Annotated in this window: 15 protein-coding genes; 8 read left to right on the top strand and 7 right to left on the bottom strand. The window is 59.6% G+C overall.

All coding sequences use genetic code 11. From position 1 onward, the window contains the following. Nucleotides 1–14: 14 nt before the first annotated feature. Nucleotides 15–1,937 (bottom strand): murein transglycosylase, encoded by a 1,923-nt coding sequence (sltY, locus tag EBC_RS04885; protein WP_041691895.1) that lies wholly within the window; start codon nt 1,935–1,937, stop codon nt 15–17. 278 nt (nt 1,938–2,215) lie between these two features. Here sltY and licT point away from each other — a divergent pair, with 278 nt between their 5' ends. Next, nucleotides 2,216–3,079 carry a BglG family transcription antiterminator LicT gene (gene licT / locus EBC_RS04880; protein ID WP_013200688.1) on the top strand — a complete coding sequence of 288 codons (864 nt, stop codon included), beginning with the start codon at nt 2,216–2,218 and terminating at the stop codon, nt 3,077–3,079. A gap of 28 nt (nt 3,080–3,107) precedes the next feature. Here licT and EBC_RS04875 read toward each other — a convergent pair whose 3' ends face one another. Both EBC_RS04875 and bglF read right to left on the bottom strand, forming a co-directional pair. Next, nucleotides 3,108–4,502, bottom strand: coding sequence for a glycoside hydrolase family 1 protein (locus tag EBC_RS04875; protein ID WP_013200687.1), 1,395 nt, complete (start codon nt 4,500–4,502; stop codon nt 3,108–3,110). Nucleotides 4,503–4,515: 13 nt separating this feature from the next. Beyond that, nucleotides 4,516–6,363 carry a PTS beta-glucoside transporter subunit IIABC gene (gene bglF / locus EBC_RS04870; RefSeq protein ID WP_013200686.1) on the bottom strand — a complete coding sequence of 616 codons (1,848 nt, stop codon included), beginning with the start codon at nt 6,361–6,363 and terminating at the stop codon, nt 4,516–4,518. A 467-nt stretch (nt 6,364–6,830) separates the two neighbouring features. Between bglF and EBC_RS04865 the strand changes: the two genes are divergently transcribed. Continuing rightward, the gene (locus tag EBC_RS04865) at nt 6,831–7,451 is read left to right on the top strand and encodes a response regulator transcription factor (protein ID WP_013200685.1); all 621 of its coding nucleotides are present in this window, start codon (nt 6,831–6,833) and stop codon (nt 7,449–7,451) included. Between the two features lie 17 nt (nt 7,452–7,468). Here EBC_RS04865 and EBC_RS04860 read toward each other — a convergent pair whose 3' ends face one another. The 3 genes from EBC_RS04860 to EBC_RS04850 form a co-directional block, all read right to left on the bottom strand. Next, a complete protein-coding gene (locus EBC_RS04860; RefSeq protein ID WP_013200684.1) occupies nt 7,469–12,556 on the bottom strand; it encodes a protein kinase domain-containing protein in 5,088 nt (1,695 codons plus the stop codon). Further along, nucleotides 12,553–12,936, bottom strand: coding sequence for a response regulator (locus EBC_RS04855; RefSeq protein ID WP_013200683.1), 384 nt, complete (start codon nt 12,934–12,936; stop codon nt 12,553–12,555). The genes EBC_RS04860 and EBC_RS04855 overlap by 4 nt, the downstream gene beginning before the upstream one ends. Nucleotides 12,937–13,019: 83 nt before the next feature. Then, nucleotides 13,020–13,706, bottom strand: a complete 687-nt coding sequence (locus tag EBC_RS04850; protein ID WP_013200682.1) for a hydrolase — start codon at nt 13,704–13,706, stop codon at nt 13,020–13,022. Between the two features lie 266 nt (nt 13,707–13,972). Between EBC_RS04850 and EBC_RS04845 the strand changes: the two genes are divergently transcribed. The 3 genes from EBC_RS04845 to EBC_RS04835 are packed head-to-tail and all read left to right on the top strand — an operon-like array spanning nt 13,973 to nt 18,388. Next, the gene (locus EBC_RS04845; RefSeq protein WP_013200681.1) at nt 13,973–15,850 is read left to right on the top strand and encodes an amidohydrolase; all 1,878 of its coding nucleotides are present in this window, start codon (nt 13,973–13,975) and stop codon (nt 15,848–15,850) included. Between the two features lie 42 nt (nt 15,851–15,892). Beyond that, the gene (locus EBC_RS04840; RefSeq protein ID WP_013200680.1) at nt 15,893–17,521 is read left to right on the top strand and encodes an MFS transporter; all 1,629 of its coding nucleotides are present in this window, start codon (nt 15,893–15,895) and stop codon (nt 17,519–17,521) included. A gap of 45 nt (nt 17,522–17,566) precedes the next feature. Further along, nucleotides 17,567–18,388, top strand: a complete 822-nt coding sequence (locus EBC_RS04835; RefSeq protein WP_013200679.1) for an alpha/beta fold hydrolase — start codon at nt 17,567–17,569, stop codon at nt 18,386–18,388. Nucleotides 18,389–18,449: 61 nt separating this feature from the next. Here the strand turns inward: EBC_RS04835 and EBC_RS04830 are convergent, their stop codons facing one another. Then, nucleotides 18,450–19,175, bottom strand: coding sequence for a pirin family protein (locus EBC_RS04830; RefSeq protein ID WP_013200678.1), 726 nt, complete (start codon nt 19,173–19,175; stop codon nt 18,450–18,452). 131 nt (nt 19,176–19,306) lie between these two features. On the opposite strand from EBC_RS04830, the gene EBC_RS04825 reads away from it, so the two are divergent. The 3 genes from EBC_RS04825 (at nt 19,307) to uca (ending at nt 25,771) form a co-directional block, all read left to right on the top strand. Next, nucleotides 19,307–20,194: a LysR family transcriptional regulator gene (locus tag EBC_RS04825; RefSeq protein ID WP_013200677.1), complete on the top strand. Its 888-nt coding sequence runs from the start codon at nt 19,307–19,309 to the stop codon at nt 20,192–20,194. Nucleotides 20,195–20,355: 161 nt separating this feature from the next. Further along, nucleotides 20,356–22,161: an allophanate hydrolase gene (gene atzF / locus EBC_RS04820; RefSeq protein WP_013200676.1), complete on the top strand. Its 1,806-nt coding sequence runs from the start codon at nt 20,356–20,358 to the stop codon at nt 22,159–22,161. Further along, nucleotides 22,154–25,771 (top strand): urea carboxylase, encoded by a 3,618-nt coding sequence (gene uca, locus EBC_RS04815; protein WP_013200675.1) that lies wholly within the window; start codon nt 22,154–22,156, stop codon nt 25,769–25,771. Before atzF ends, uca begins: the two co-directional genes overlap by 8 nt.

Genomic DNA, 25,771 nt, shown 5'->3' with positions numbered 1-25,771 from the left:
CAGGCCTGGCGCGATCAGTAGCGCCGTTGCCACTCGTTATCCGCCAGAATTTTGTCTGACTTATCCATGAAATGGCGATAATAAGCATCGTACGCCAGCACGTTTTTCACATAGCCGCGCGTTTCCGAGAACGGGATGGTTTCGATAAAGGCCACCGGATCCAGCTTGCCTGCGCTGTTACCCAGCCAGGTTTTCACCCGTGATGGGCCGGCGTTGTAGGCAGCAGACGAGAAGATGCGGTTCTGACCAAACTGCTGATAGACCGATTCCAGATACTGCGTGCCGATCTGAATATTGGTTTCCGGATCCAGCAACTGGCTGCTGTTGCTGTAGCCCGGCAGGCTGTAGACCTTCACCGTATGCTGCGCGGTAGCCGGCATCACCTGCATCAGACCCGATGCCCCCACCGGCGAGCGCGCTTTCGGGTTCCAGGCGCTCTCCTGACGGGCGATGGCCATCGCATAGCTAATCGGAATCGCCTTGCCGTTGGCGTAGCGCTGGAACTGATCCTGATAGGCCAGCGGGAAGCGTTCCTGCAGACTGTTCCACAATTTGCCGGTAATGGTTGCCTGCACGCTCAGCACCCACCAGTTTTGCTGGTAGGCATACTGGGCCAGCTGCTGCTGCTGCCCGCTGTTTTTACTGGAAACCAGGTAGCTCCATTCGGTGCGGGCAAGATTATCCATTCCCCAGTACATCAGCTCACGCACGCGGGCAATCTCGGCGCCCTGGGTCAGGCTGCTGTCCTGAGGCGGCGCCTTGTCGATTTGCATTTTGTACTCTTCGCCGAGCTTCTGCGCAGCCACCATCGGATAGAAACCGCGTTCCTGCATCAGTCCATGCAGGATTTTCTCGGCTTCCTCTTTCCGGCCCTGCTCTAACAGCAGGTCGGCCTGCCAGTATTGCCACTCATCTTTCTGTTTGGCTTCAACCGGCAGGCGGGCTATCCAGGTATTCAGACCGCGACGATCGTTATTGCCAAGCGACATCCTGACCCGGCGCTCAATCAACGCCGTGGAGTCGCTGCGCATCACCACATCATCACGCCAGCGTGCCTGTTCAGAGGTGATATCGTTGCCCATCAACCGCCAGGCGACCGCCTCTTTCAGATCCTGCGCTTCCCGATCGCTCATCTTCTGCGCGGTCACCAACGACGGGATCATCGCCCGGGCATTTTCCGCGTCTTCACGCGCCACGCGCGCAAACGCCAGCGAGGTCGCCTGACGGGTGAAATCGGTTGGGCCCACGGCGCGGGCAAAGGTCACCACCGTTTGAGGGTTGTTCTGCAGATCCATTACCGCGTTGGCCATGGTCTGATAATCTTCCGGCAGCTGTTTCGCGAGGAAATTGACCAGGCTGGTATTGCCTTCCTTCATCGCCAGACGCATGCGCTCAAGGGTGGTGATGGGCGTTTGCTGACCTGCAGCCTGCCAGACGCTGAACAGCTTATCGCAGGTTGCTGGCAGAGACGTGCCGCGCAGCCAGATGGCTTTCGCGCCATCCCAGGCGACCTGCTGCTGCCCGGTCGCCCATTTGGCGTAATACCAGTTACAGCGCGCGGACACCGGCTTCGGCTCTTCCGGGCTGAACACCAGCAAACCGCGCCAGTCTTCACGACGGGCCAGTTCATTAACAAAGCGGGAAGGTAAGGAGCGTACCGGCGGTAAGGTCGGATACTGCTTAATAAAGGCATTCACTGCCAGCCCGGTTTCCTGATCCAGGTGCTGAGCCAGCTCACGGTATTCAAGATAAGGATAAAGAGGATAGTCACGTAACGTGGGCATCAGCTGCGCCACCGTATCCATTTGATTGCTGTCCCACGCCTGCTTAATCTGCAAATAACGACCGCGCTGCGCATCCAGCGAATCGGCGTGTGCCATTCCTGTAACTACCGTTAAACAGGCGCCTGCTATCCACAACTGCCACTTGTCCGCCATGACTTTCCCCACGTTAACGCCTCTCTTTATCCTGAACTCACGTTACAACTTCCTTCATGCTAACCAGGCTTACGCACTACTGCACTGATATGCACAAATATTTACTAAACTTTGGTCAGTTTTTTAGCGGATATGCATCACATTTCACGGATCAAGTGATTGCGGTATCCGCACCCGCCGTTAATCATGGCGCATGATTGTTACTGTGCATAGCACAGGCAAAACCTGGCACACCGTTCTCCCGGTGGGCCAGGTTTTTTTATTTTCAGGGCGGATAAATGAAGATCGCAAAAATCCTTAATAATAATGTGGCGATTATCCTGGCGGACAACGGCCACGAACAGGTGGTGATGGGACGCGGTTTAGCCTTTCAAAAACGCGTCGGCGATGAGCTGGATGCCGGCCTGATTGAAAAAGTGTTCGCGCTGCAAAGCGATGCGCTCACCGCCCGTCTGAGCGAACTGCTGTCGGAAATCCCGCTGGAGGTGATCACCACCACCGAGCTGATTATCGCCGAAGCCCGCCGCGAGCTGGGCACGCCCTTACATGAGAGCCTGTCGATTGCCCTCAGCGATCACTGCCACTTTGCGCTGGAGCGGCACCGGCAAAACCTGCCAATCCGCAATGTGCTGAAGTGGGAAATCAAAACGCTGTACCCTAAAGAGTTCGCGCTGGGCCTGAACGCCCTTGAGCTGATTGAAAAACGGCTGGGCGTAACGCTACCGGAGGATGAAGCCGGGTTTATTGCCCTGCATCTGGTCAACGCCCAGCTGGGCAGCGATATGTCCGATGTGTCGCATATCACCCAGTTTATGCAGGAGATCCTGCATATCGTGAAGTACCGGCTCCAGCTGGATTACCGCATCGACAGCCTGAGCTATAACCGCTTTGTTAACCATCTGAAGTTCTTCGCCCAGCGCATGCTCGGCAAACGCGGCGTGTGGAGTGACGATGAGTCGTTGCATGATGTGGTGCGCGATAAATATCCGCTCTCCTACCAGTGCGCGCAAAAAATTGACCAGCATATTCAGCAAAAACATCACTACACGCTCTCCTGTGAAGAACGCATGTTCCTGACCATTCATATCGAGCGGGTGCGTAAGGAAACGCTGGCGTTAGCGGAGGACGCAGACGAGGCGTAACGCCGGGCGGAAACCGCCCGGCGAGCGGTTATTTCAGTGACTCACCGTGGCTGCGGATCACCTGCTGATACCAGTAGAAGCTCTGCTTACGGGACCGCGCCAGCGTTCCGTTCCCCTGGTCATCACGGTCAACGTAGATAAAGCCATAGCGTTTGGAGAATTCCGCTTTCGAGGCGCTGACCAGGTCAATCGGCCCCCAGCAGGTATAGCCCATCACTTCCACGCCATCTTCAATCGCTTCGCGCACCTGCACTAAATGATCGTTCAGATACTGAATGCGGTAATCATCCTGAATGCTGCCGTCGGCTTCGACCTTATCTTTCGCGCCCAGGCCATTTTCAACAATAAACAGCGGCTTCTGGTAACGGTCGTACAGCATATTCATCAGAATGCGCAGGCCTTCCGGATCGATCTGCCAGCCCCAGTCGGAACTGGCCAGATGCGGGTTCGGCACCATTGAGAGAATATTGCCGCGCGCCTTCTGGTTCTCTTCTTCATTGGTGGTGACGCAGCCGGTCATATAGTAGCTGAAGGAGATGTAATCGATGGTGTGTTGCAGGTCCTGCTTATCCTGCTCGCTCACCTCCAGCGTGATATTGCGGTCGGCAAAGAATCGCCGCATATAGGCCGGATAGTAGCCGCGCACCTGCACATCGCCGAAGAACAGCCATTCGCGGTTCTGTTGCAGGGTTTCCATCACGTCCGCCGGACGGCAGCTCAACGGGTAGAGTAACCCGCCCAGCAGCATATTGCCGATCTGCCCGTCCTTGACGATCTGATGGCAGGCCTTCACCGCGCGGGCGCTGGCCACCAGCTGATGATGAATGGCCTGATAAATTTCCGCCTCGCTGCTCTCTTCAGCCAGACCCACGCCGGTGTAGGGCGCGTGAAGCGACATATTGATTTCATTGAAGGTCAGCCAGTGCTTCACCTTGTGCTGATAACGGCTGAACACCGCCCGGGCATAACGCTCGAAACAATCGATGGTGGTCCGGCTTCCCCAGCCACCGTATTGCTCGACCAATCCCACCGGCATTTCGTAATGAGACAGGGTCACCAGCGGCGTAATCTGGTATTTGGCCATCTCATCGAACAGGCGATCGTAAAACGCCAGCCCTTCTTCATTCGGCGACTGTTCATCGCCCTGCGGGAAGATGCGCGTCCAGGCAATCGAGGTGCGCAGCACGGTGAAGCCCATCTCGGCGAACAGCTTGATGTCCTCCGGGAAACGGTGGTAGAAGTCGATCGCCACGTCCTTGATGCCAGCATCCCCCGGCACGCGTTCCACTCGCCCGCCAAAAATGCCGTTGGGTTGCAGATCCGAGGTCGACAGCCCTTTGCCGCCCTGCTGATGCGCCCCTTCAACCTGATTGGCCGCGACCGCGCCGCCCCATAAGAAATTATCCGGAAAACGTGTGTTCATGGTGAATCTCCTGTTAGTTCAATATGGTCAGTAACGGCGCACCTGCAGATACCGCGCCGTCGCTGAGGATAAGTACGTCGATGTAGTCATCGCTGTTGCTGACCAGCACCGGCGTGGTCAGGTCGTAACCCGCCGCTTTTATCGCTTCTAAATCAAATTCCAGCAGCAGATCGCCGACCCTGACCGGCTGGTCGTTGCTGACGCGCGGGAAGAAAAACTGTCCGTCGAGTTTGACGGTATCCAGTCCCACGTGGATCAGCACTTCGGCCCCGTCGTCGGAGGTCAGCCCAACCGCGTGGCCGGTGCGGAACATTGATGACACGATGCCGTTGACCGGCGACAGCACGCGCCCCTGTTGTGGAACAATCGCTACCCCTTTGCCCAACAGCCCGCTGGCAAAGGTGGCGTCCTGAACCTGCTCCAGCGGCAGCGTTTCACCGCTGATCGGGCTGACTACCGCTTGCCTGCGCGAGGAGGCTTTCTCAACCGGCGGTTCAACGGGCACCTCAACCGGTACGGCAGATAAGCCGAAACCGTAGGTGGTTACGGCGGCAAAAATCAGCGCCACCGCAGAGCCGACAAAGGCGGCCCACACGCTGGCATCGATGCCGGTTGGCGGCACGATTTGCAGGAAGGTGAAGATGCTGGCAAAGCCGAAGGAGTAGATGGTGGTATGGAAATAGCCGAGGATGGCGGCGCCCAGTGCCCCGCCGATGCAGCCAAAGATAAACGGACGGCGATGCGGTAAGGTCACGCCATACACCGCCGGTTCGGTGATACCGAAAATGCTGGCGGTGAAGGCAGATCCGGCAATCGCTTTCAGCTTGATATCGCGCGTTTTCAGCATCACGCCAAGCGTGGCGCCCGCCTGCCCCATCACCGCAGGCAGCAGCAGTGGCACCAGCGTGTCCTGGCCGAAGGTGGCAAGATTGTTCAGCATCACCGGCACCAATCCCCAGTGCAGGCCGAAAATCACGCAGATTTGCCAGATAGCCCCCATAAACGCGCCAGCCACCGTTGGGCTGAGGCTGTAAATCCAGACATAGCCTTCCGCCAGCCAGCGGCTCAGCCAGGTGGCGGCGGGGCCAATGATCAGAAAGGTCAGCGGCACCGCCAACAACAGGCAAATCAGCGGGGTGGTAAAGTTGCGCACCGCAGACGGCGATCGTGGATGCACCACCCGCTCAATCAGGCTGGCCACCCAGGCGGCAAAGATAATCGGGATCACCGAGTAGCTGTAATTGAGGATCTCAAGCGGGATGCCGAAGAAGTTAAGCGACTGCCCCAGCTTCTGGCTTTCCACCACCGCCATGATTTGCGGATGCACCAGCGCGGCGGCGATGGCCATGCTGATAAACGGATTGCCGCCAAATTTTTTCCCGGCGCTAAAGCCCAGCAGGATCGGCAGGAAGAAGAACAGGCCATCGCTGGCAACAAACAGCACTTTGTAACTGCCGCTCTCCTGATGCATCACGCCCAACACCAGCATCAACGCCAGCAGGCCCTTGATGATCCCCGTGGCGATCATCACGCCGATAAACGGGGTAAAAATGCCGGACACCAGGTCGATAAAGCGGGCGAACAGGTTCTCTTTACTGGCGTTCTCACCGTCTGTCGGCCCGTTCTCGGTACCTAACAGGCGATAGACCTCGCCGACATTATTGCCAATCACCACCTGATACTGGCCGCCGCTCTCGACCACCATGATCACCCCAGGGTTCTGCTTCAGGGCCGCCGTATTGGCCTTGCGGCTGTCTTTCAGCTTGAAACGCAGACGGGTCGCACAATGCATCACGCTGTGAATATTGTTCTTGCCACCGACACCGTCGATGATTTCATCTGCCAGCTGCTGGTATTGCATACCCTGTCTCCTGAACGCGCCTGTGAAAAATGAGCAAAAAAAAACCTCAGGCACGGCGTCTTGGGGAAGACGCCGTGCCTGAGGTTTTGCCTGTAAACAGTAACAATCCTGTGGCCGCTATCAATGTCATTTCAGCGGCGAACAGGCAAGATTTTTAATGGGTTTCAGTAGCGAACTGTGAGGCGAGTCAAATTTCGCCGGCCTTTGCAGGGGTTAAACGGCGCGGAATAGCGGGAAAATGTGGGCAGCTTGCCGACGGCATTGCGAGGCTAATCATCGGCTTGTGGCGTTATTCTTATTAGCGGGCTAAAACGATGATAATAATAATTATTATGCTATTATCCAGCCTTGCTCCTGCCCAAGCCCTGACGATTTCTTAACTGATTCTATACTTCCGTTGATCGCAGGCTTATGTCCGTGGTCAGGGGTCAGGGGTCAGTGAGGGTTCCCTTAAGAAGAGAAACGTTATGAACCACATAGTTTATGTTGTTGATGATGATGAGTCTGTGACCACCGCGCTGACCAACCTACTCAGCTCACAAAATTATGACGTGGCGGCCTTTTCGTCTCCGGACGCCTTTCTGGCGCATCCCTTTTACCCATCGCCCTGCTGCCTGATTGTCGATATTAATATGCCGGGCACCGACGGATTCGGCGTGGCCAGCGCGCTGATGGAACGAGGCTATTCCATCCCCACCATCTTTCTGACCAGTTTTGGCACCATTCCGGTGACCGTCCGGGCAATGAAAGCCGGCGCCTTCGAGTTCCTGACCAAGCCGGTCGATCCCGAGCGACTGTTGCAGGCGGTGGAAGAAGCGCTGAGGATTTCCGAAGACGGTATGGCTTCCTCGCAGCAAAAGCTGGAGCTGACCGCGCGGCATCATTCGCTGACGCCGCGTGAAGGCGAAGTGATGTTGCTGGCTATTGGCGGCTTACAGAATAAGCAAATCGCCGCCGAAATGGGGATCAGCGAAATCACCGCGAAGGTGCACAAACGCCGGGTGATGGAGAAAATGCAGGTGCGTTCCCTTTCCGATTTGGTGCGGGCGGCCGAACGGCTCAATATCGAAAAAACCCGGGGCCGCTAGCAGCCCCGGCTTATCCCCTATGCTGGCGGTTCGGTCGGCAGCGTAAACCAGAAAATACTGCCGCCGCCTTCCCGATTTTCAGCCCGCAACTCGCCCCGATGCTTTTTAATGATCTCATCACTGATGGTCAGTCCCATGCCCATGCCCTCTTTCTTGGTGGTGTAGAACGAGTCAAAGATGCGTTTGATCACCGGTTCAGGCAGGCCGGTGCCGGTATCGGACACCTCAAAGCGGATCAGCGCAGGCGTTGGATTGGACGACGACAGCGTCAGCAGATGTGCCCGCTGCTGGGTTTCATCCATCGCTTCGATGGCATTCAGCACCAGATTTAACAACAGCTGCTGGATCTGCACGCGGTCGCAGTACACCGCGTCATTGCTGGCGCGCAGCTTAAGCTCAAGGCCAATCCAGCGCCTTTCCAGCTCCATGCGGGACAGCGACAGGATATCGCGGGCAATCAGGTGCAGATTCGCCCGGCCAAATTCAGCGGCATGATTGCGGGTCAGCGATTGCAGGCCACGGATAATATCGCCCGCCCGTTTCCCTTCGTTGATGATCTCCTGCAGGCTGGAACAGGCATTTTCGAGGTGGATGGGGTCACGTTTAAGCCAGCGCAGGCTGGCACCCGCATTTGCCACAATCGACATCAGCGGCTGGTTGATTTCATGAGCGATGGAGGAGGTCAGCTGCCCGACGGTGGTGGCGCGGGAAACTCTGGCGAGATCGGCCTGCGCCATGCGCGCAGCATCTTCCGACAGCCGCTGCGCGGTGATATCGCTGATGGTGCCGAAATACTCTTTCACCTCCGCGCCGCTGTCGACCGGCTCGCCGATCCCTTTGATATAGCGACACTCGCCATTCGGCCTGAGCACGCGAAACTCCGCCTGCATGATGATGCCGTTACCCACACTGTCGCTCACCAGCTCGCTGATACACTGGCGATCGTCAGGATGGACGCGGGTTAAAAAGTTGGCCATCGACAGGCTCTTTTGCTGTTCAGGCAGCCCGAGGATCAGCCGGTATTCATCCGAAATCTCCATCATGTCCTGCTCCAGATACCAGTGCCAGGTGCCGGTATGGCTGATCTTCTCCCCGAGCATCAGCGAGGTCTGGCTGGATCGCAGCTGTTTCTCGACGCGGCGTCGCTGAATGTTCTCTTCCAGCAGCTCACTGTAGAGGCGGGTGGTTTCCAGTGAAATCGCCGCCTGCGCGCCCAAAATCGCCACGATTCTGGAGTGTTCCGCGGTAAACACCTCCGGCATCAGCCTGTTTTCCAGGTACAGCACGCCGACCATCCGCGCCTGCTTAAACATCGGTACGCACATCACCGCCGCGCCAGACGCCACCAGATAGGGATCCTGGCTGAACGGGCTGAACACCTCCGGTTTGCCGGTGCGGATCTCCTGGCCGGTGCGGATCACCGCCGATAAAACCGCCAGCGGCAAATCCGTTGAGGTTGGGGTGACCTGCACAATTTTCACCCGGGTGCCATCGGCCGTGGCGTTGGCCATCGCTTCGATTTCGGGAACCTGCCCTTCCAGTAAGCGGATCAGCAGACACCGCTGCGCACCGGCCCGCTCCAGTAACATCATCATCAGGGTATTGATCAGGCGATCCAGGTTGATCTCTTCGGTCAGCGCGCGCATCGCGGCGATCACACTTTGCAGATCGCTGACCGCTTCATTCTGATCGAAGCTGACGGTATTGAAAGGCGAATGCTGGGCGGCCGGTGCCAGATAAGCATGGCGGGATCCCAGCTGCCGGACTTTGGCGTCGGCTCCCCAGCGTTGCCAGGCCTTGATCGCGCCCTTCAGGTAAGCCTCTGCCGCCACCGATAATCCGCGCGCGCTGGCAAAGCGGGCGGCCAGCTCATGCGCCACGCCGTTTATGTGCTCAAACTGGCCGCTGCGGGATAAGGCGATGGCCTGTTCATAATGCTCAGCGGCGGCACTGTTATGGCCTTCCAGCCGCAGGATTTCGGCCCGCAGCAATGCCTGTTTATCGGCAAACGTTTTGGCATTTTCGGTGGCCCAGGTAGCGATTTTTTCAAAATGCGCCGCCACCTGTTGCTGCTTATCGGCAGTGAAGGTCGCCGGTTCCAGCTGCAGGGTCAGCGACAGCGCGCTGTAAAGATGAAAGTCGAGCATATGAATGTGCCCGGGGATTGAATCGGTAAAGCGCGCCGCCTGTGCCAGGCAACGTTCCGCATGACGGTATTCGCCCGAGAAAAAATGCGCCATACCGCGGTAAAGCCAGTGCCAGAACTGCATCAAAAACAACGGCTGCGTAGCGATACCGCTGCCGGCCAGTCGCAGTCCGTCCGCGACAAAATGCTCGCCTGACATCTCGCTTCGCGAGCCATCACGCAGGAACAACACAAAGTCGCGCTGCATCTGCAGCACGCATTCCACATCCTGATACTGCGCCTTGCGCACATAGGCCAGGCCGCGTTCAATGGTGGTCAGCACGCCTTCCAGGTGATCGCCTCGCGCCAGGTAGTTCATGGTTTGATGGCGTAACGCCAGACAGGCAGAGGTGCGATCGCCATTGGCCACCGCCACGTTGAAGGTTTCCTTTGCGCGCTCGATGGCATAGGCCAATGGCATGGTCCAGACGCTGACCTGATCCAGCGGCATCAGGGTGCGGGCCTTATAGCGGGTAAAATCGTGGTGATAAACCAGCTCCCGCGCCAGCAGCGCACTGGCATAGCCGCGGCTGTACTCGTCGTAATGGCTGCCGCACAGCACGCCATACCAGGACAGCGCAAAGGTCGAGGCCCCGCTGATCCCCTGCTCCAGGGTCAGGTGCAGCATTTTGCAGACGATCATAAAGTGCAGTCGTGGATTGCAAAACGCCGCAAACATGCTGGCGCTGGCCATCAGGTTGATGATCGCCTGACTCTCACGGCTGGCCATCAGCGGCAGCGAGCGGAAGCGGGTGTAAGGATTGATGCCGACATCCGCCTTCAGCAAAATCCTCGCGGCATCACATTCGGCCTTGTCGGGATGGCGGTTCAGCTGGATGCCAAATACCGCCAGCCAGCCAATGGCGGTTTCCAGCGCCAGGCTGTTGTCAGACTGGCGCATATGTATTTCCGCCAGCCAACAGGCGGCGATCGCTTTATCGGTGATGTTGCCCGGCGCTGCCAGCAACTGCTCGCAATGCGCGCGCACCACGGCAAGATTGCCCTGTAGAAACGCCCACTCGGTCTCTTCCAGCAGCGTCCGGCGGGTAACCGACACCGATTCCAGCGGCGCTAACACAGGGGCGGCATGTTCCCTGTACCGGCAGGCGCGCAGGCCTTGTCGATCGTAACCCCATTTCTGCGGCGTGCGGCCGTGGTGGATGAGGCCATCCTGCACCGCCTGACGGAAAAACGCCTGGGTCGCGAGCGGATTACCGGCGGTTTTCTCGTGGATCAGCTGCGCCAGTTCCTCTGTCGCCGCCGCACGGTCATGGAAGATGTCCGCCAGCCACAGCGCGACCGCGTTTACCGACAGGGGCTGAGGGCTGATCTCCACCGAGCGGCCCGCCGAACGCTGAAGCGCCGTTAGCTGCTGGCCGATCTGCGCACCGGGTAGCGAAGCCAGATCGTGATGGGCGATCACCAGCATCAACGGCGCATCTTCACTCATTTCCAGCAGGTTTTGCAGCAGCAGCAGGCTGGCCCGATCGACCCAGTGAATGTCGTCGATCAGCATCACCAGCGGCCTGCCCGGCCGGGCGAAGGCGTTGACCAGGCGACAGACCATATGGGTAAAACGGTGTCGGGCATCGGGCGACTCGACTTCGTCAGGTGCTTGCGCCTTCTGCTGCAACAACACCCCCAGCTCAGGCACAAAATCGATCGCCAGCCCGACATAATCGCCCAGCAGCCGGACCAGGTGCGATCGCCAGCGGGCGACCTCTTCCGCCGACAGTCCCAGCAGATTCAGCACCACCATCCGAAACGCAGCGGTAAAGACGCCATAAGGCCGCCGCGGCGCGTAGCGATCGGCTGTCACCACCGTTAACAGCAGCGACTTTTGCTGTAATTTTTTCACGCCCGAGGCCAGCAGCGCGGACTTTCCGCTGCCCGCGGCTCCCACGATCGCCGTCAGCGCGGATCGGCCGCTGTGCATCACTTCATCGAACTGCGCCAGCAGCTGGGCAGCCTGAGGGTGTTCGGTATTCAGGGTTTCGCAGGCAAACCCGTTGCGCTGGGTATCCTGCAAGCCTGGGATAAAAGGCGCAATCTGGCCGTCGGGCGTCAGAGTCGCCAGGCAGCGCTGCAGATCGGCCTGCAGCCCCTCCACCGTCTGATAACGCTGCTGCGGGGATTTTTCCAGCAGCTTCAAGAGGATGGCAGACAGCACCGGCGGGACATCGCTGCGCATCAGGTGCGGCGGATGCGGCTCGGAGGCGACATGATGATGAACCCATTCGGCATGGCCGCCGTCGGCGTTGCCGAAAGGCAGCTTCCCGGTCAGCAGCGCGTACAGCACCATGCCGAAGCTGTAGAGATCGCTTAACGGCGTCACCTGCTGCGCGGTGCGGCGGGTATGCTCTGGCGACATATACGCCAGCGTGCCGCCGGATGCGGGTAATCCCGGCGGTAACGGCGCCGTTGACGTCAGCGAGGCCAGTCCGAATCCGCCTAACCGAAACGCGCCGTCTTCGGTGAGAAAGAAGTTGGCGGGCTTGATGTCGCCGTGAACCAGCCCCTGCTGATGCATCTGGCTTAACGGCGCACAAAGCCGGATGGCGCTGGTGAGGAAGTCGGCCAGCGTTTGCGGCGTCAGGCTAAGAAAGTCTGCCAGCGTGCGATGGGAAAAGAGTTCATAAATCAGCGCGTAACGGCCATGGAAATGGCTTTGTGCCAGCGGCCGGATCGCCCAGCGTTCGCTAAGTTGCTCACGCAGCGCGTACTCATTTTTCAGCAGTGGCGTCACCTGAAAGGTGGCGTCTTCGCTGGCGGCGGTGGCAATAATAAAGCTGTCGGCCGTACTGCGGCAGAGATACCAGGCCCGCTGACTTTCCTGTGCCAGCGGACTGAGGGTCAGATCTTCCGGCAGCGAAAATCCCTCTTCGCCGACCAACTGCAGTGCGGCGGGTGACAGGCTCATGACGGCGCTTCTCCTGGCGATAACAGCTGGCGGATGTGAGTGAACAACGTATCAATCTCGATGGGTTTGGGCAAAAAAGCAAGCGCGCCCAACTCAATCGCCACCCACAGCATGTTCTCGTCCCCGTCGCCCGAGATAAGAATGGCAGGCGGTGCCTTCAGCCGATGGCTCAGCTCGCTGAACAGCTCAACGCCACTCATCCCCTGAAGCCGCACATCAATGATAAACAGCGCCGCCTCGCGCAGCGCGATGCGATCCGCCAGCAGAGCCTCTGCCGACTCAAAGGCCAGCGTGCAGTAACCTTCTGATTGCAATAAGTTACTCAGCCCACTGCGGACCGAGGGTTCGTCATCCACAATAACAATGGGCCGTGAACGCATCCGGATATCCTTTTACATGGCGCGGGCGAGTCAGGGAAAGCGGCTCAGGGCGTTTTATCCCGGTCCGGGAGCGTCGACCCGGATCAGCGCGCAGGCACCGGTGCCAGCGTGCGGTGCTCACTCTTCTGACGGGAAGGGGCTTTGTGCACCATGGTATAGGCGTAATCCACGCCGATGCCGTAAGCACCCGAATGCTCTTTAGCAATGTTCATCACCGCGTCATAGGTATCGCGATGCGCCCAGTCACGCTGCCACTCCAGCATCACCTGCTGCCAGGTGACCGGCACCACGCCCGCCTGGATCATGCGCTGCATGGCAAAGTCATGCGCTTCTTTGGTGGTGCCACCGGACGCATCGGCCACCATATAAATCTCATAGTCCCCTTCCAGCATCGCGCAGAGGGCAAAACTGTTGTTGCACACTTCGGTCCACAGGCCGGAAACCACCACCTTCTTTTTACCGTTGGCGGCCAGCGCATCACGCACTTTCTGGTCATCCCAGGAGTTCATTGAGGTGCGTTCGAGGATATCCAGCCCTGGGAACACGTCCAGCAGTTCGGGATAGGTATGGCCGGAGAAGCTCTCGGTTTCTACCGTGGTGATAATGGTAGGAATATTGAAGACTTTTGCCGCTTTCGCCAGCGCCACGGTATTGTTTTTCAGCACCTGACGGTCAATTGACTGGACGCCAAAGGCCATCTGCGGCTGCTGGTCGATGAAAATCATCTGGCTGTTATGAGGCGTCAAAACTTCAAGTTTAGCGTTAGTCATTGTGGTCACCCATTGAGGTTGAAAAGCGAATTAAGCTACCGAAAAATCACTGTCAGCCCGCAGTCTAAGGCGATTAATTCACCGTCACTATTATCTCTGCGTATAACTATACGGACGTATAGTTATCCCTTCGTATAACTAGACGATCGGCCAAACTCCTCACCATACTTCTTCAACGTTGGTGCCCTGCTGTCCGGCACCCAGCTCCCCTTTTCCGTACTGCCGCCTGCGCCGGGCGGTGCGGACATCTCACGTCAGGAGGATCCATGGTCACGCCCGCTAAAGCCGATCTTATTTTCACCAACGGCAAGTTCCACACCGTTGATCGTCAACAGCCCTTCGCGGAAGCCGTCGCGATTTCACAGGGTAAATTTCTGCAGGTGGGCACGGTAGCCGAGGTCATGCAGTACCACGATGACGCCACCAAAGTGATCGACCTTAAAGGCCACACGGCGGTGCCCGGCCTGAATGACTCCCACCTGCATTTGATCCGGGGCGGCCTGAATTACAACCTGGAGTTACGCTGGGAAGGGGTGCCTTCATTAGCCGATGCGCTGCGGATGCTGAAGGAGCAGGCGCTGCGCACCCCGTCTCCACAGTGGGTGCGGGTGGTGGGTGGCTGGACCGAATTCCAGTTTGCCGAGCGCCGGATGCCGACACTGGAAGAAATCAATGAAGCCGCGCCCGACACGCCGGTGTTTGTCCTGCACCTTTACGATCGCGCCCTGCTCAACCGCGCTGCGCTAAAGGTGGTCGGCTACACCAAAGACACGCCGAATCCACCGGGCGGCGAAATCCAGCGTGACGGCAACGGCAACCCGACCGGCATGCTGATTGCCCGGCCAAATGCGATGATCCTCTATGCCACGCTGGCAAAAGGGCCGACGCTGCCGCTGGAACAGCAGGTCAACTCGACGCGTCAGTTTATGCGCGAACTTAACCGTCTTGGCCTGACCAGCGCCATCGACGCCGGCGGCGGCTTCCAGAATTACCCCGAAGACTACCAGGTGATCGCCGAGCTGCACGAGAAAAAGCAGATGACGCTGCGCATCGCCTACAACCTGTTTACCCAGCGACCGGGCCATGAACTCGAGGACTTTGAAAAGTGGACCGACATGCTGTCACCCGGCCAGGGCAGCGACTACTTCCGCCATAACGGCGCCGGCGAAATGCTGGTGTTCTCGGCGGCAGACTTTGAAGATTTTCTCGAACCGCGACCGGATTTAGCGCCCGGCATGGAAGACGAGCTGGAACGCGTGGTGCGCCATCTGGTCGAGCATCGCTGGCCGTTCCGCCTGCATGCCACCTATGACGAATCCATCAGCCGCATGCTGGACGTGTTTGAGAAAGTGAACCGCGACATTCCGTTTAACGGCCTGCACTGGTTCTTCGACCATGCAGAAACCGTCACCCAGAAGAATATCGACCGCATCAAGGAATTGGGCGGTGGGATCGCGGTGCAGCACCGCATGGCGTTCCAGGGGGAATACTTTGCCGAGCGCTACGGCATTGAAGCCACCCGCCACACGCCGCCCGTGGCGCGCATGCTCGACACTGAGGTGCCGGTGGGTCTCGGCACCGACGCCACCCGCGTCGCCAGCTACAACCCGTGGACCGCGCTGTACTGGCTGGTCTCCGGGCGCACCGTCGGCGGAATGCAAATGTATGAGGCCAGCGCACGTCTGGATCGCGAAACCGCGTTGATGCTGTGGACCCAGGGCAGTGCCTGGTTCTCCAGCGAGCAGGGGAAAAAAGGCCAGATCAAGGTCGGACAGCTGGCCGATATGGCGGTGCTGAGCAAAGACTTCTTCAGCGTGCCGGAAGAGGAGATCAAAGGGATTGAATCGGTGTTAACCGTGGTCGATGGCAACGTGGTCTACGCCGCCGGGACCTTTGGTGCCGAGGCACCGCCGTCGATTCCGGTGCTGCCCGACTGGTCGCCGGTGGTGAAGGTGCCGGGCCATTATCGCAGCGCACCACCGCAGGCCGCCTCCCGGGTGGGAATGATGCCGTCGGTGCACCATTGCAGCGGCCCGTGCGGCGTTCACAGCCATCAGCACGATGCGGCGCGCGGCGCTAACGTGCCGGTGTCCGAAGATACCGCTTTCTGGGGCGCGCTGGGTTGCAGCTGCTTTGCGTTCTGAGCCGATGAATAACGCCACGACTCCACCGTCTGAGGTACCCGCATGGCGCAGGTAAATGATATTCACAGTGCCAGCACGCCGCTGCCTGAAGACCTGCCGGCGGTGAGCGTTTCGCCCTGGCAGCCTTTGCGGCTGCCGGTGTTCCGTATGCTGTGGCTGGCCACCGTCGTTTCCAACATCGGTTCATGGATGAACGATGTGGGGGTGAACTGGACGATGCTGACCCTGAGTGCCGATCCACTGTCGGTGGCAATGGTGCAGGCGGCCAGCAGCCTGCCAATGTTCCTGTTTGCGCTGCCGTCGGGGGTGCTGGCCGATATCGTCGACCGGCGCAAATACCTGCTGTTTTCGCAACTGTGGGTCTTTATTGCCGCGGCGATCCTGACGGTGCTGTCGTTTACCGGCCACGTCACGCCGCTGGTGCTGCTGGTGGCGGCGTTCTTCCTCAGCGCCGGTGCGGCAATGAGCTCGCCGCCGTTTCAGGCCATCGTGCCGGATCTGGTCGACAAGCCGTCGCTGGGTCCCGCCATTGCCCTTAACTCCCTCGGCATCAATATCAGTCGCGCCATTGGTCCGGCGCTGGGCGGGTTGATCCTCTCCTTCGTGGGCCCGTGGATGGTGTTTATGCTCAATGCGCTGTCGGTGCTGGGGGTCGCGCTGGTGCTGTATCGCTGGAAAGCCGAACCAACCGTGCAGCGCCTGCCGCCGGAGCATTTTTTCTCTGCGGTCCGCGCCGGTCTGCGTTACGTCCATGCCGCGCCGGTGTTGCGAAATGTGCTGGTGCGCACCGTCGCCTTCTTTGTTTTCGGCAGCGCGGGCTGGGCATTGCTGCCGCTGGTCGCCCGCCGTGAACTGGGGCTGGGGCCTGGCGGTTACGGCATCATGCTGGCATTTATTGGCGTCGGGGCGATTTGCGGCGCGCTGTTCCTGCCGTGGATGCGCAAACGTTTCAGTGCCGACCGGTTGATGGTGCTGGCCAGCCTGATGTTTGCCCTCACTATGCTGGCGCTGGCCTGGGTACGTCATTTCTGGCTGCTGAACGCCTTTGAATTCTTCACCGGTTTTGCCTGGATTGCGGTGCTGTCTACCCTCAATCTTGGCGCGCAGCGCAGCGCCGCCAGATGGGTAAAAGCCCGCGCGCTGGCGGTGTACCTGACGGTGTTCTTTGGATCAATGACCGCCGGCAGCGCCATCTGGGGGCAGCTGGCGTCCCACTATGGCATTCCGGCCTCGCTGTGTATTGCCACCGCCGGGATGATCCTCGCCAGCGCCACCGTGTTGCGCTGGCGGCTGGATCAGGATCCCGATCTGAATCTCGACAGCATCGCCCGCGATGAAAACGGCACCCTGCCCGATGTCCGTCACGATCGCGGGCCGGTGATGGTCAGCTATGAATACCTGATCGCCAGCGACCAGGCCCACAGCTTCACGGTCTGTATTCAGGAGATGCGCCGGGTACGACGGCGCGGCGGTGCGATCAACTGGTGTCTGTACGAAGACATTTTGCGGCCCGGTATTTTTGTCGAAACCTTTGTCGTCGGCTCCTGGATGGAGCACCTGCGGCAAAAGGAACGTTACACCATTAACGACAGCAAAATTCAAAACCGGGTGCTGGCCTTCCATCAGGGAGACAGCCAGCCTGAAGTTCGCTATCTGGTCGCTCCGGTCTGACCGGGGCCCGTTATCACCGTTTCACTCAACGACAGGATAAACACCATGAGCACGATTAAAACCTCCGATGGCACAGCGATCTATTACAAAGACTGGGGCACCGGCAAACCGGTGCTGTTCAGTCATGGCTGGCCGTTGGATGCGGATATGTGGGACAGCCAGATGAACTTCCTGGCGGAACGAGGCTACCGTGGCATTGCCTTCGATCGCCGTGGCTTTGGCCGCTCCGATCAGCCGTGGACCGGCTACGATTACGATACCTTTGCCTCTGATATCAACGAACTGATCGTGCAGCTTGATCTGAGCGACGTGACGCTGGTGGGCTTCTCGATGGGCGGCGGCGACGTGGCGCGTTATCTCGGCACTTACGGCAGCGATCGCATTGCCGGGCTGGTGCTGCTGGGCGCGGTGACGCCGATCTTTGGCAAGGCCGATGACTATCCTGAAGGGGTGGATCTGTCGGTATTCAGCGGCATCAAAGCGGGACTGCGTCAGGATCGCGCGCAGTTTATCAGTGATTTTGCCGTGCCTTTCTACGGCACCAACGCCGGGCAGACCGTCTCCGCGGGCGCACTGACGCAGACCCTGAACATTGCACTGCTGGCGTCGCTGAAAGGCACCATCGACTGCGTTACTGCCTTCTCAGAAACGGATTTCCGCGGCGATGTGCAGAAAATTACCGTGCCAACGCTGGTGATCCACGGCAGTAACGATCAGGTGGTGCCGTTCGAGACCACCGGCAAAGTCGCTGCGGCAATGATCCCCGGTGCCGAGCTGAAAGTGTATGACAATGCGCCGCACGGTTTTGCCGTCACCCATCAGGATCGGCTTAACGAAGATTTGCTGGCCTTCCTGCAAAGCCATTAATTTTGCGCGCCAGCACGAAAAACGGCCACCTTGCGGGTGGCCGTTGTTTTTTCACCTCGAATTAACGCGTCTGGTGATTCACTTCCACCGGCCGCAGGTCGAATAACAACACTTCTGCGTCATCACCGTCACTGAAGGTCAGCGTGGTTTCATTACGCACCCGGGCACCATCACCGGCTTTAAAGCGAATGCCGTTTACCGTCAGGCTGCCGCGTGCCAGCTGAATATAGGCATAGCGATCGGCATTCAGGGTGAAGGTTTGCTGCTCGTCACCGTTAAACAGACCGGCGTAAATCCTCATGTCCTGGCGCACGGTCAGCGCGTTATCTTCGCCATCCGGGGAGACAATCAGCCGCAAATTGCCGCGTTTCTCAGCGTCACTGACCGACACCTGCTGGTAGCCCGGCGGGGTATTTTTCTCTGCCGGCACAATCCAGATCTGCAGGAAATGCACGCCTTCAGTGGCCGAGTGGTTAAACTCGCTGTGCGTGACGCCGCTACCGGCACTCATCAACTGCACATCGCCAGGGACAATCACCGAGCCGGTACCCATTGAATCTTTATGCTCCAGCGAGCCTTCCAGCACATAGGAAATAATCTCCATATTGCTGTGCGGATGGGCACCAAATCCGCGGGCTTTGGCCACCCGGTCGTCATTGATCACCAGCAGATCCGAGAAGCCAACCTGTTTTGGATCCCAGTAGTTAGCAAACGAAAAAGTATGATGCGAGTTCAACCAACCGTGGTCGCCCACTCCGCGTTGTTCTGACAGTCTTTGTTCGATCATGATCTGCTCCGGTAATCTCAGTGTAGGTTTCTGGAGAGCGGTTGCCCTTCCGATGAACCCAGATTACAAGTAAACTCATTTGCTCAACAATGGCCTGTAAAGGCAATCACTGTCACAAATGAGTGGACAATATGCAGATTGACGATCTGAGGATTTATCTGGTGGTGATCGCCTCCGGCAGTTTTACCGCCGCCGCCGAGCAGCTGATGCTCTCCAAGCAGTACGTCAGCCGCCGGATGGCAGCGCTGGAGGACTCGCTGGGTGCCAGGCTGTTGATCCGCAACACCCGTAAGCTGTCGGTCACCGATACCGGCCACACCTTTGCTCAACACGCGCAGCGCATCCTGGAAGATATCGAGGAAGCCCAGCAGGCGGTGTCCGAGCGCCATCAGGCGCTGCACGGTGCCTTTCGCATCAGCATGCCGATGTCCTACGGCATGAGTCACCTTTCTCCGCTGATTGCCGAATTTCTGTCGCGCCATCCGGCGGTTAATTTCCAGATCGAACTGGCCGATCGCTATGTCGATGTGATTGGCGAAGGGTTCGACATGGCGATCCGCATCGGCACGCTGGCGGATTCCACGCTGGTGGCCCGCAAGCTTGGCGAGTTGCCACGGGTGATCTGTGCCAGCCCTGCCTACCTGCAGCGACTGCCACAACCGGAAAAGCCGGACGATTTGCTGCAACATGCCTGCCTGCGCTATGGCCGCGAAGGGCAAACGGGCTGGGAGCTGAAGGTGGACGGGAAGCGCAAGATCATGGCGGTCAGCGGTCCGGTGCAGAGCAATAACGGTGAGGTGTTGCTGGATGCCGCCGTGGCCGGGCTGGGGCTGGTGCTGCTGCCGGAATTTATCGTCGGCGGTGCGCTGGCGCGTGGCGAGCTGGTCCGGGTGCTGGATGAGTATATCCCCTCACCGCTGAGCCTGAATGCGGTCTTCCCCCAGCATCGCCAGCGAAGCGAAATTAACCGCCAGTTCCTCGCCTTCCTGCAGGACAGGCTGAGTCAGCCAAACCCCTGATCCCCGCGTACTCCCTGCCCTGTTTTTGCTCACTCCCTGCTCGTCCAGCGTGCACCGTTGACGGGGCGGGTTTTAAAAAACCATCAAATTCAATCTGTTACTGATTGGCACGCGTTTTGCTCAATTGAATTCAATCTTGTATACCAGATGGAATTCAACTTATGGCCCTGACCACCGGATTCACCCTTAGCGACTGGCAGCATCACTATCAGCAGCAGCATCCTGACGCCGTTCTCGACACGCTGACCGGCCTGTTGAACGAATTATCCACCGGGGATAACGCGTGGCTGTATCTGGCGACGCCGGCGCAGATCCGCGCACAGGTTGAACCGCTGCTGACCGCCTGGCAGCAGGACCCGACGTCGCTGCCGCTGTTTGGGGTGCCGTTCGCGGTGAAGGACAATATCGACGTGGCAGGCTGGCCCACCACCGCCGCCTGCCCGGCATTTGCTTATAACGCGGCGGCGGATGCCACCGCCGTGGCCAATCTGAAAGCCGCCGGTGCGGTGGTGATTGGCAAAACCAACCTCGATCAGTATGCCACCGGCCTGGTCGGCACCCGCTCGCCGTTTGGTGCGGTCTGCAATACCTTCAACCCGGCGTATGTCAGCGGCGGCTCAAGTTCCGGTTCGGCGTCGGTCACCGCGCGCGGTCTGGTGGGCTTTGCGCTGGGCACCGATACCGCCGGCTCCGGCCGCGTACCGGCGGGCTTTAATAATATCGTTGGCCTCAAGCCGACCAAAGGCTGGTTATCCGCGACCGGCGTGGTGCCCGCCTGTCGCCTGAACGACACCATTTCGATCTTCGCGCTGACGGTGGAAGATGCGTTCCTCGCCGCCAGCTGTGCCGGCGGTTATGACGCCAGCGATGCTTACTCGCGCCGCAATCCGGGTCTGGCGCCCGCCTCACTGCCTGCCGCGCCGCGCCTGGCAATCCCCGCCACGCTGGAATTCTTTGCCGATGCCCAGGCCGAAGCGGCGTGGGAGAAATCCGTCGAGGCGCTCAAAGCCACCGGCGCAACGCTGCATCCCATCGACTTCTCGGCCTTCCACCAGCTGGCGGAACAGCTCTATTACGGCCCGTGGGTGGCTGAACGCACCGTCGCCGTCGGCGAGATGCTGGCACGCAAGGAAGAGATGGATCCGGTGGTGTACGGCATCGTCGCCAGCGGCAATAACTACAGCGCCACCGATGCCTTTAAGGCCGAATACCTGCGCGCGGAACTGACCCGTCAAATCCAGCAAACCCTCAGCCAGTTCGATGCGCTGGTGGTGCCGACCTCGCCCACCATCCACACGCTGGAAGAGATGAAGCAGGAGCCGGTGCGCTTTAACTCGCAGTTCGGCACCTACACCAACTTTACCAACCTCGCCGATCTCTCGGCGCTGGCGCTGCCCGGCCCGTTCCGCGAAGACGGTTTACCGGCGGGCATCACCCTGATTGCCCCGGCCTGGTATGACCGCGCGCTGGTGACCTTCGGCCAGCGCTGGCAGGCCAGCCAGGCATTGAGCCTCGGCGCCACCGGCAAATCCCAGCCGGCCACCTACTCCGCGCTGCCGGCCTCGCCGCTGCATGTGCGCGTGGCGGTGGTCGGTGCCCACCTGACCGGCATGCCGCTTAACCACCAGCTCACCCGCCGCGATGCGGTACTGGTGGAAGAGACCCTCACCGCCGCCTGCTATCGCCTGTATGCGCTGGCCAACACCACACCGCCAAAACCGGGCCTCGCCAAAGGCAGCGACGGCGCGTCGATCGTGGTGGAACTCTGGGATATCCCGCTGGCGCGCTTCGGTGAATTTGTCGCTGAAATCCCCTCTCCGCTGGGGATTGGCACGCTGGAGCTGGCGGATGGCCGCCTGGTGAAGGGCTTTATCTGTGAACCCGCCGTGCTGCCAGAGGCGACGGACATTACTGAATTTGGCGGCTGGCGCAACTGGCTGACCCGCAAGGAGACCACCCATGTTTAATACTGTCCTGATCGCTAACCGTGGCGAAATTGCCTGCCGCGCCATCCGCACCCTGAAACGCCTCGGCATCACCAGCGTGGCGGTGTTTTCGGACGCCGATAAAAATGCGCAGCACGTGAAGGATGCTGACATCGCCATCGCCCTCGGCGGGGAAAAGGCCAGCGACAGCTATTTACGCATCGATAAAATTCTCTCCGCCGCCAAAGAGACCGGTGCGCAGGCGATCTGGCCCGGTTATGGCTTCCTGTCAGAAAGCCTGCCGTTTGCCGCCGCCTGTGAAGAGGCCGGCATCGCCTTTGTCGGCCCGACGGCCCAGCAGATTGGCGAGTTCGGCCTCAAGCACCGTGCCCGTGAACTGGCTGCGGCGGCGGGCGTGCCGATGACGCCGGGCACGCCGCTGCTGGCCTCGCTGGACGAGGCGCTGAGCGCCGCAGAACGCGTGGGCTATCCGGTGATGTTAAAAAGCACCGCAGGCGGTGGCGGCATCGGCCTGACCCGCTGTGCGGATGCGGAGGCGCTGAGCAACGCCTGGGAAAGCGTCCGTCGCCTGGGCGAACAGTTCTTCAGCGATGCAGGCGTGTTCCTCGAACGCTGCATCGACCGCGCCCGTCATGTGGAAGTGCAGATTTTTGGCGATGGCAAAGGCAAGGTGATCGCCCTCGGTGAACGCGACTGCTCGCTGCAACGCCGTAATCAGAAGGTGGTGGAAGAAACCCCGGCACCGCAGCTGCCGGAAGCCACCCGCGCCGCGCTGCTGGAATCGGCGGTCAAACTGGGCGAACTGGTTAACTACCGCAGCGCCGGCACCGTGGAATATATCTACGATGCTGAACAGGATGATTTCTTCTTCCTCGAGGTCAATACCCGCCTGCAGGTGGAGCATCCGGTGACTGAAAGCGTCACCGGGCTGGACCTGGTTGAATGCATGCTGCGCGTCGCCGCCGAAGAGGAAATTGACTGGCCGCGCCTGACGCTGGCACCGCAGGGTGCGTCGATCGAAGTGCGTATTTACGCCGAAGATCCGCTGAAAAACTTCCAGCCAAGCCCTGGCGTGCTGACCGAAGTCTGCTTCCCGGACGACGTGCGCGTCGACGGCTGGATCAACACCGGCACCGAAGTATCCGCGTTTTACGACCCGATGATTGCCAAACTGATCGTCCATGCGGAGAACCGCGAGGCGGCGTTAGCCAAAATGCAGCAGGCGCTGAGCGAAACCCGCCTGCACGGCATTGCCACCAACCTGGATTACCTGCGGCAGATCGTCGCCACCGAGGCCTTCCGCAGCGGTAAGGTGTGGACGCGGATGCTCGACAGCTTTGTACCGGCCTCGCCGGTGATTGAAGTGATCCAACCCGGCACCTGGAGCAGCATTCAGGACTACCCCGGCCGCCTGGGTTACTGGGACATTGGCGTGCCGCCGTCCGGCCCGATGGATGATTTTGCCTTCCGCCTGGCCAACCGCATTGTCGGCAACGCCGAAGAAGCGGCGGGCCTGGAGTTCACGCTACAGGGCCCAACCCTGCGCTTCCACAGCGATACCCTGATTGCCCTCACCGGTGCCGAATGCCCGGCCACGCTGGATGGCGACGCGGTGGCCTACTGGCAGCCGGTGTCCGTCAAAGCCGGTCAGACGCTGACCCTCGGCCGTGCGCAGATGGGTTGCCGCACCTATCTGGCGGTGCGTAATGGCTTTGACGTGCCGGAATACCTAGGCAGCCGCTCCACCTTCGCCCTGGGCCAGTTTGGTGGCCACGCCGGCCGCACCCTGCGCGTTGCCGATATGCTGGCGATTTCGCAGCCTGAACTGGCCGCCTGCACCACGCCGGCCCCGGTCAGCGAACCGCAGGCGTTAGACGCCTCGCTGGTGCCGGTGTACGGCGACGAATGGCGCATCGGCGTGCTGTACGGCCCGCACGGCGCGCCGGACTTCTTCACCCAGGAATCGATCGACGAATTCTTTGCCAGTGAGTGGCAGGTGCACTACAACTCCAACCGTCTGGGCGTGCGTCTGGTCGGACCGAAACCGAGCTGGACCCGCGCCAACGGCGGTGAAGCCGGTCTTCATCCGTCCAACGTTCACGACTGCGAATATGCCATCGGCGCAGTGAACTTTACCGGCGACTTCCCGGTGATCCTCACCCGCGACGGACCGAGCCTGGGCGGCTTCGTCTGCCCGGTAACCATCGCCAAAGCCGAGCTGTGGAAAGTCGGTCAGGTTAAGCCTGGCGACCGCATCCGCTTCCATCCCATCAGCTTTGAAGAGGCCCATGCGCTGGAGCAGGCGCAGGCGAAAAGCGTCGATAAACTGCACGCCACCACGCAGCCTGCCTACCCGGTGCCATCACTGGCTGAAACCGAACACGGCTCGGCAACGGTGCTGGCCGCCATCAAGGCCACCGCCTTTACCCCAACCGCCGTTTATCGTCAGGCGGGCGACAACTACATCCTGATGGAGTACGGCGACAACGTGCTGGATCTGGCATTGCGCCTGCGCGTGCACCTGTTGATGACCGCCCTGCGCGAGACCGGCCAGCCGGGCATTGAAGAGCTGTCGCCAGGCGTGCTTTCGCTGCAAATCCGCTATGACAGCCGCATCCTCAGCCAGAAACAGCTGCTGACCTTGCTGCTGACGCTGGAGAAAAACCTCGGCGACGTCAGCAAGATGAAAGTGCCTTCGCGCATTGTGCATCTGCCGATGGCCTTTGAGGACAGCGCCACGCTGGGTGCCGTTGAGCGTTACCAGGAAACGGTGCGATCCACCGCGCCATGGTTACCGAACAACGTCGACTTTATTCAGCGCATCAACGGTTTGCGCAGCCGCGAACAGGTCCGCGACACCATTTTTGATGCCAGTTACCTGATCCTCGGGCTGGGCGATGTCTATCTCGGTGCGCCGTGCGCCGTGCCGATCGATCCGCGTCACCGCCTGCTGAGCTCCAAATATAACCCGGCGCGTACCCACACCGCCGAAGGCACGGTGGGCATTGGCGGCATGTATATGTGCATCTACGGCATGGACTCGCCAGGCGGCTATCAGCTGGTGGGGCGCACGCTGCCCATCTGGAACAAATTCCTGAAAAACGAACAGTTTGCCGCCAACGAGCCGTGGCTGCTGCACTTCTTCGACCAGGTGCGTTTCTACCCGGTGACCGAAGCGGAACTGGATGTGCTGCGGGAAGATTTCCGCGAAGGCCGCGCCACCGTGACCATCGAAGAAACGGTATTTGATTTCGCCGACCATCAGCAGTTCCTGCAGGACAATGCCGCGTCTATCGCCGAATTCCGCAGCAAACAGGCCAGCTCCTTCGACGCCGAAGTGGCGCTGTGGGCACAGGAAGAGGAAGGCGCGCCGCTGACCAGCGATGAAAATCTGCTGCCAGAGGAAGTTGAAGACGGCGGCGTGCAGGTCAGCGCCGATCTGAACGGCAATATCTGGAAAGTGCTGGTGAAACCGGGCGATGAAGTGGTTGCCGGTCAGCCGGTGATCATCGTTGAAGCAATGAAGATGGAGCTGGCCATTCATGCGCCGCAGGCTGGCATTGTTAAACGCATTGCCTGTCAGCCAGGCCGTGCCGTCAGCCCTGGTGATGCCCTGCTGTGGCTGGAATAA

The sequence above is a fragment of the Erwinia billingiae Eb661 genome, assembly GCF_000196615.1.
GTDB classification, from domain to species: Bacteria; Pseudomonadota; Gammaproteobacteria; order Enterobacterales; family Enterobacteriaceae; genus Erwinia; species Erwinia billingiae.
The sequence above is the reverse complement of the archived record's forward strand: the minus strand, read 5'-3'. Positions and strand labels throughout refer to the sequence as shown.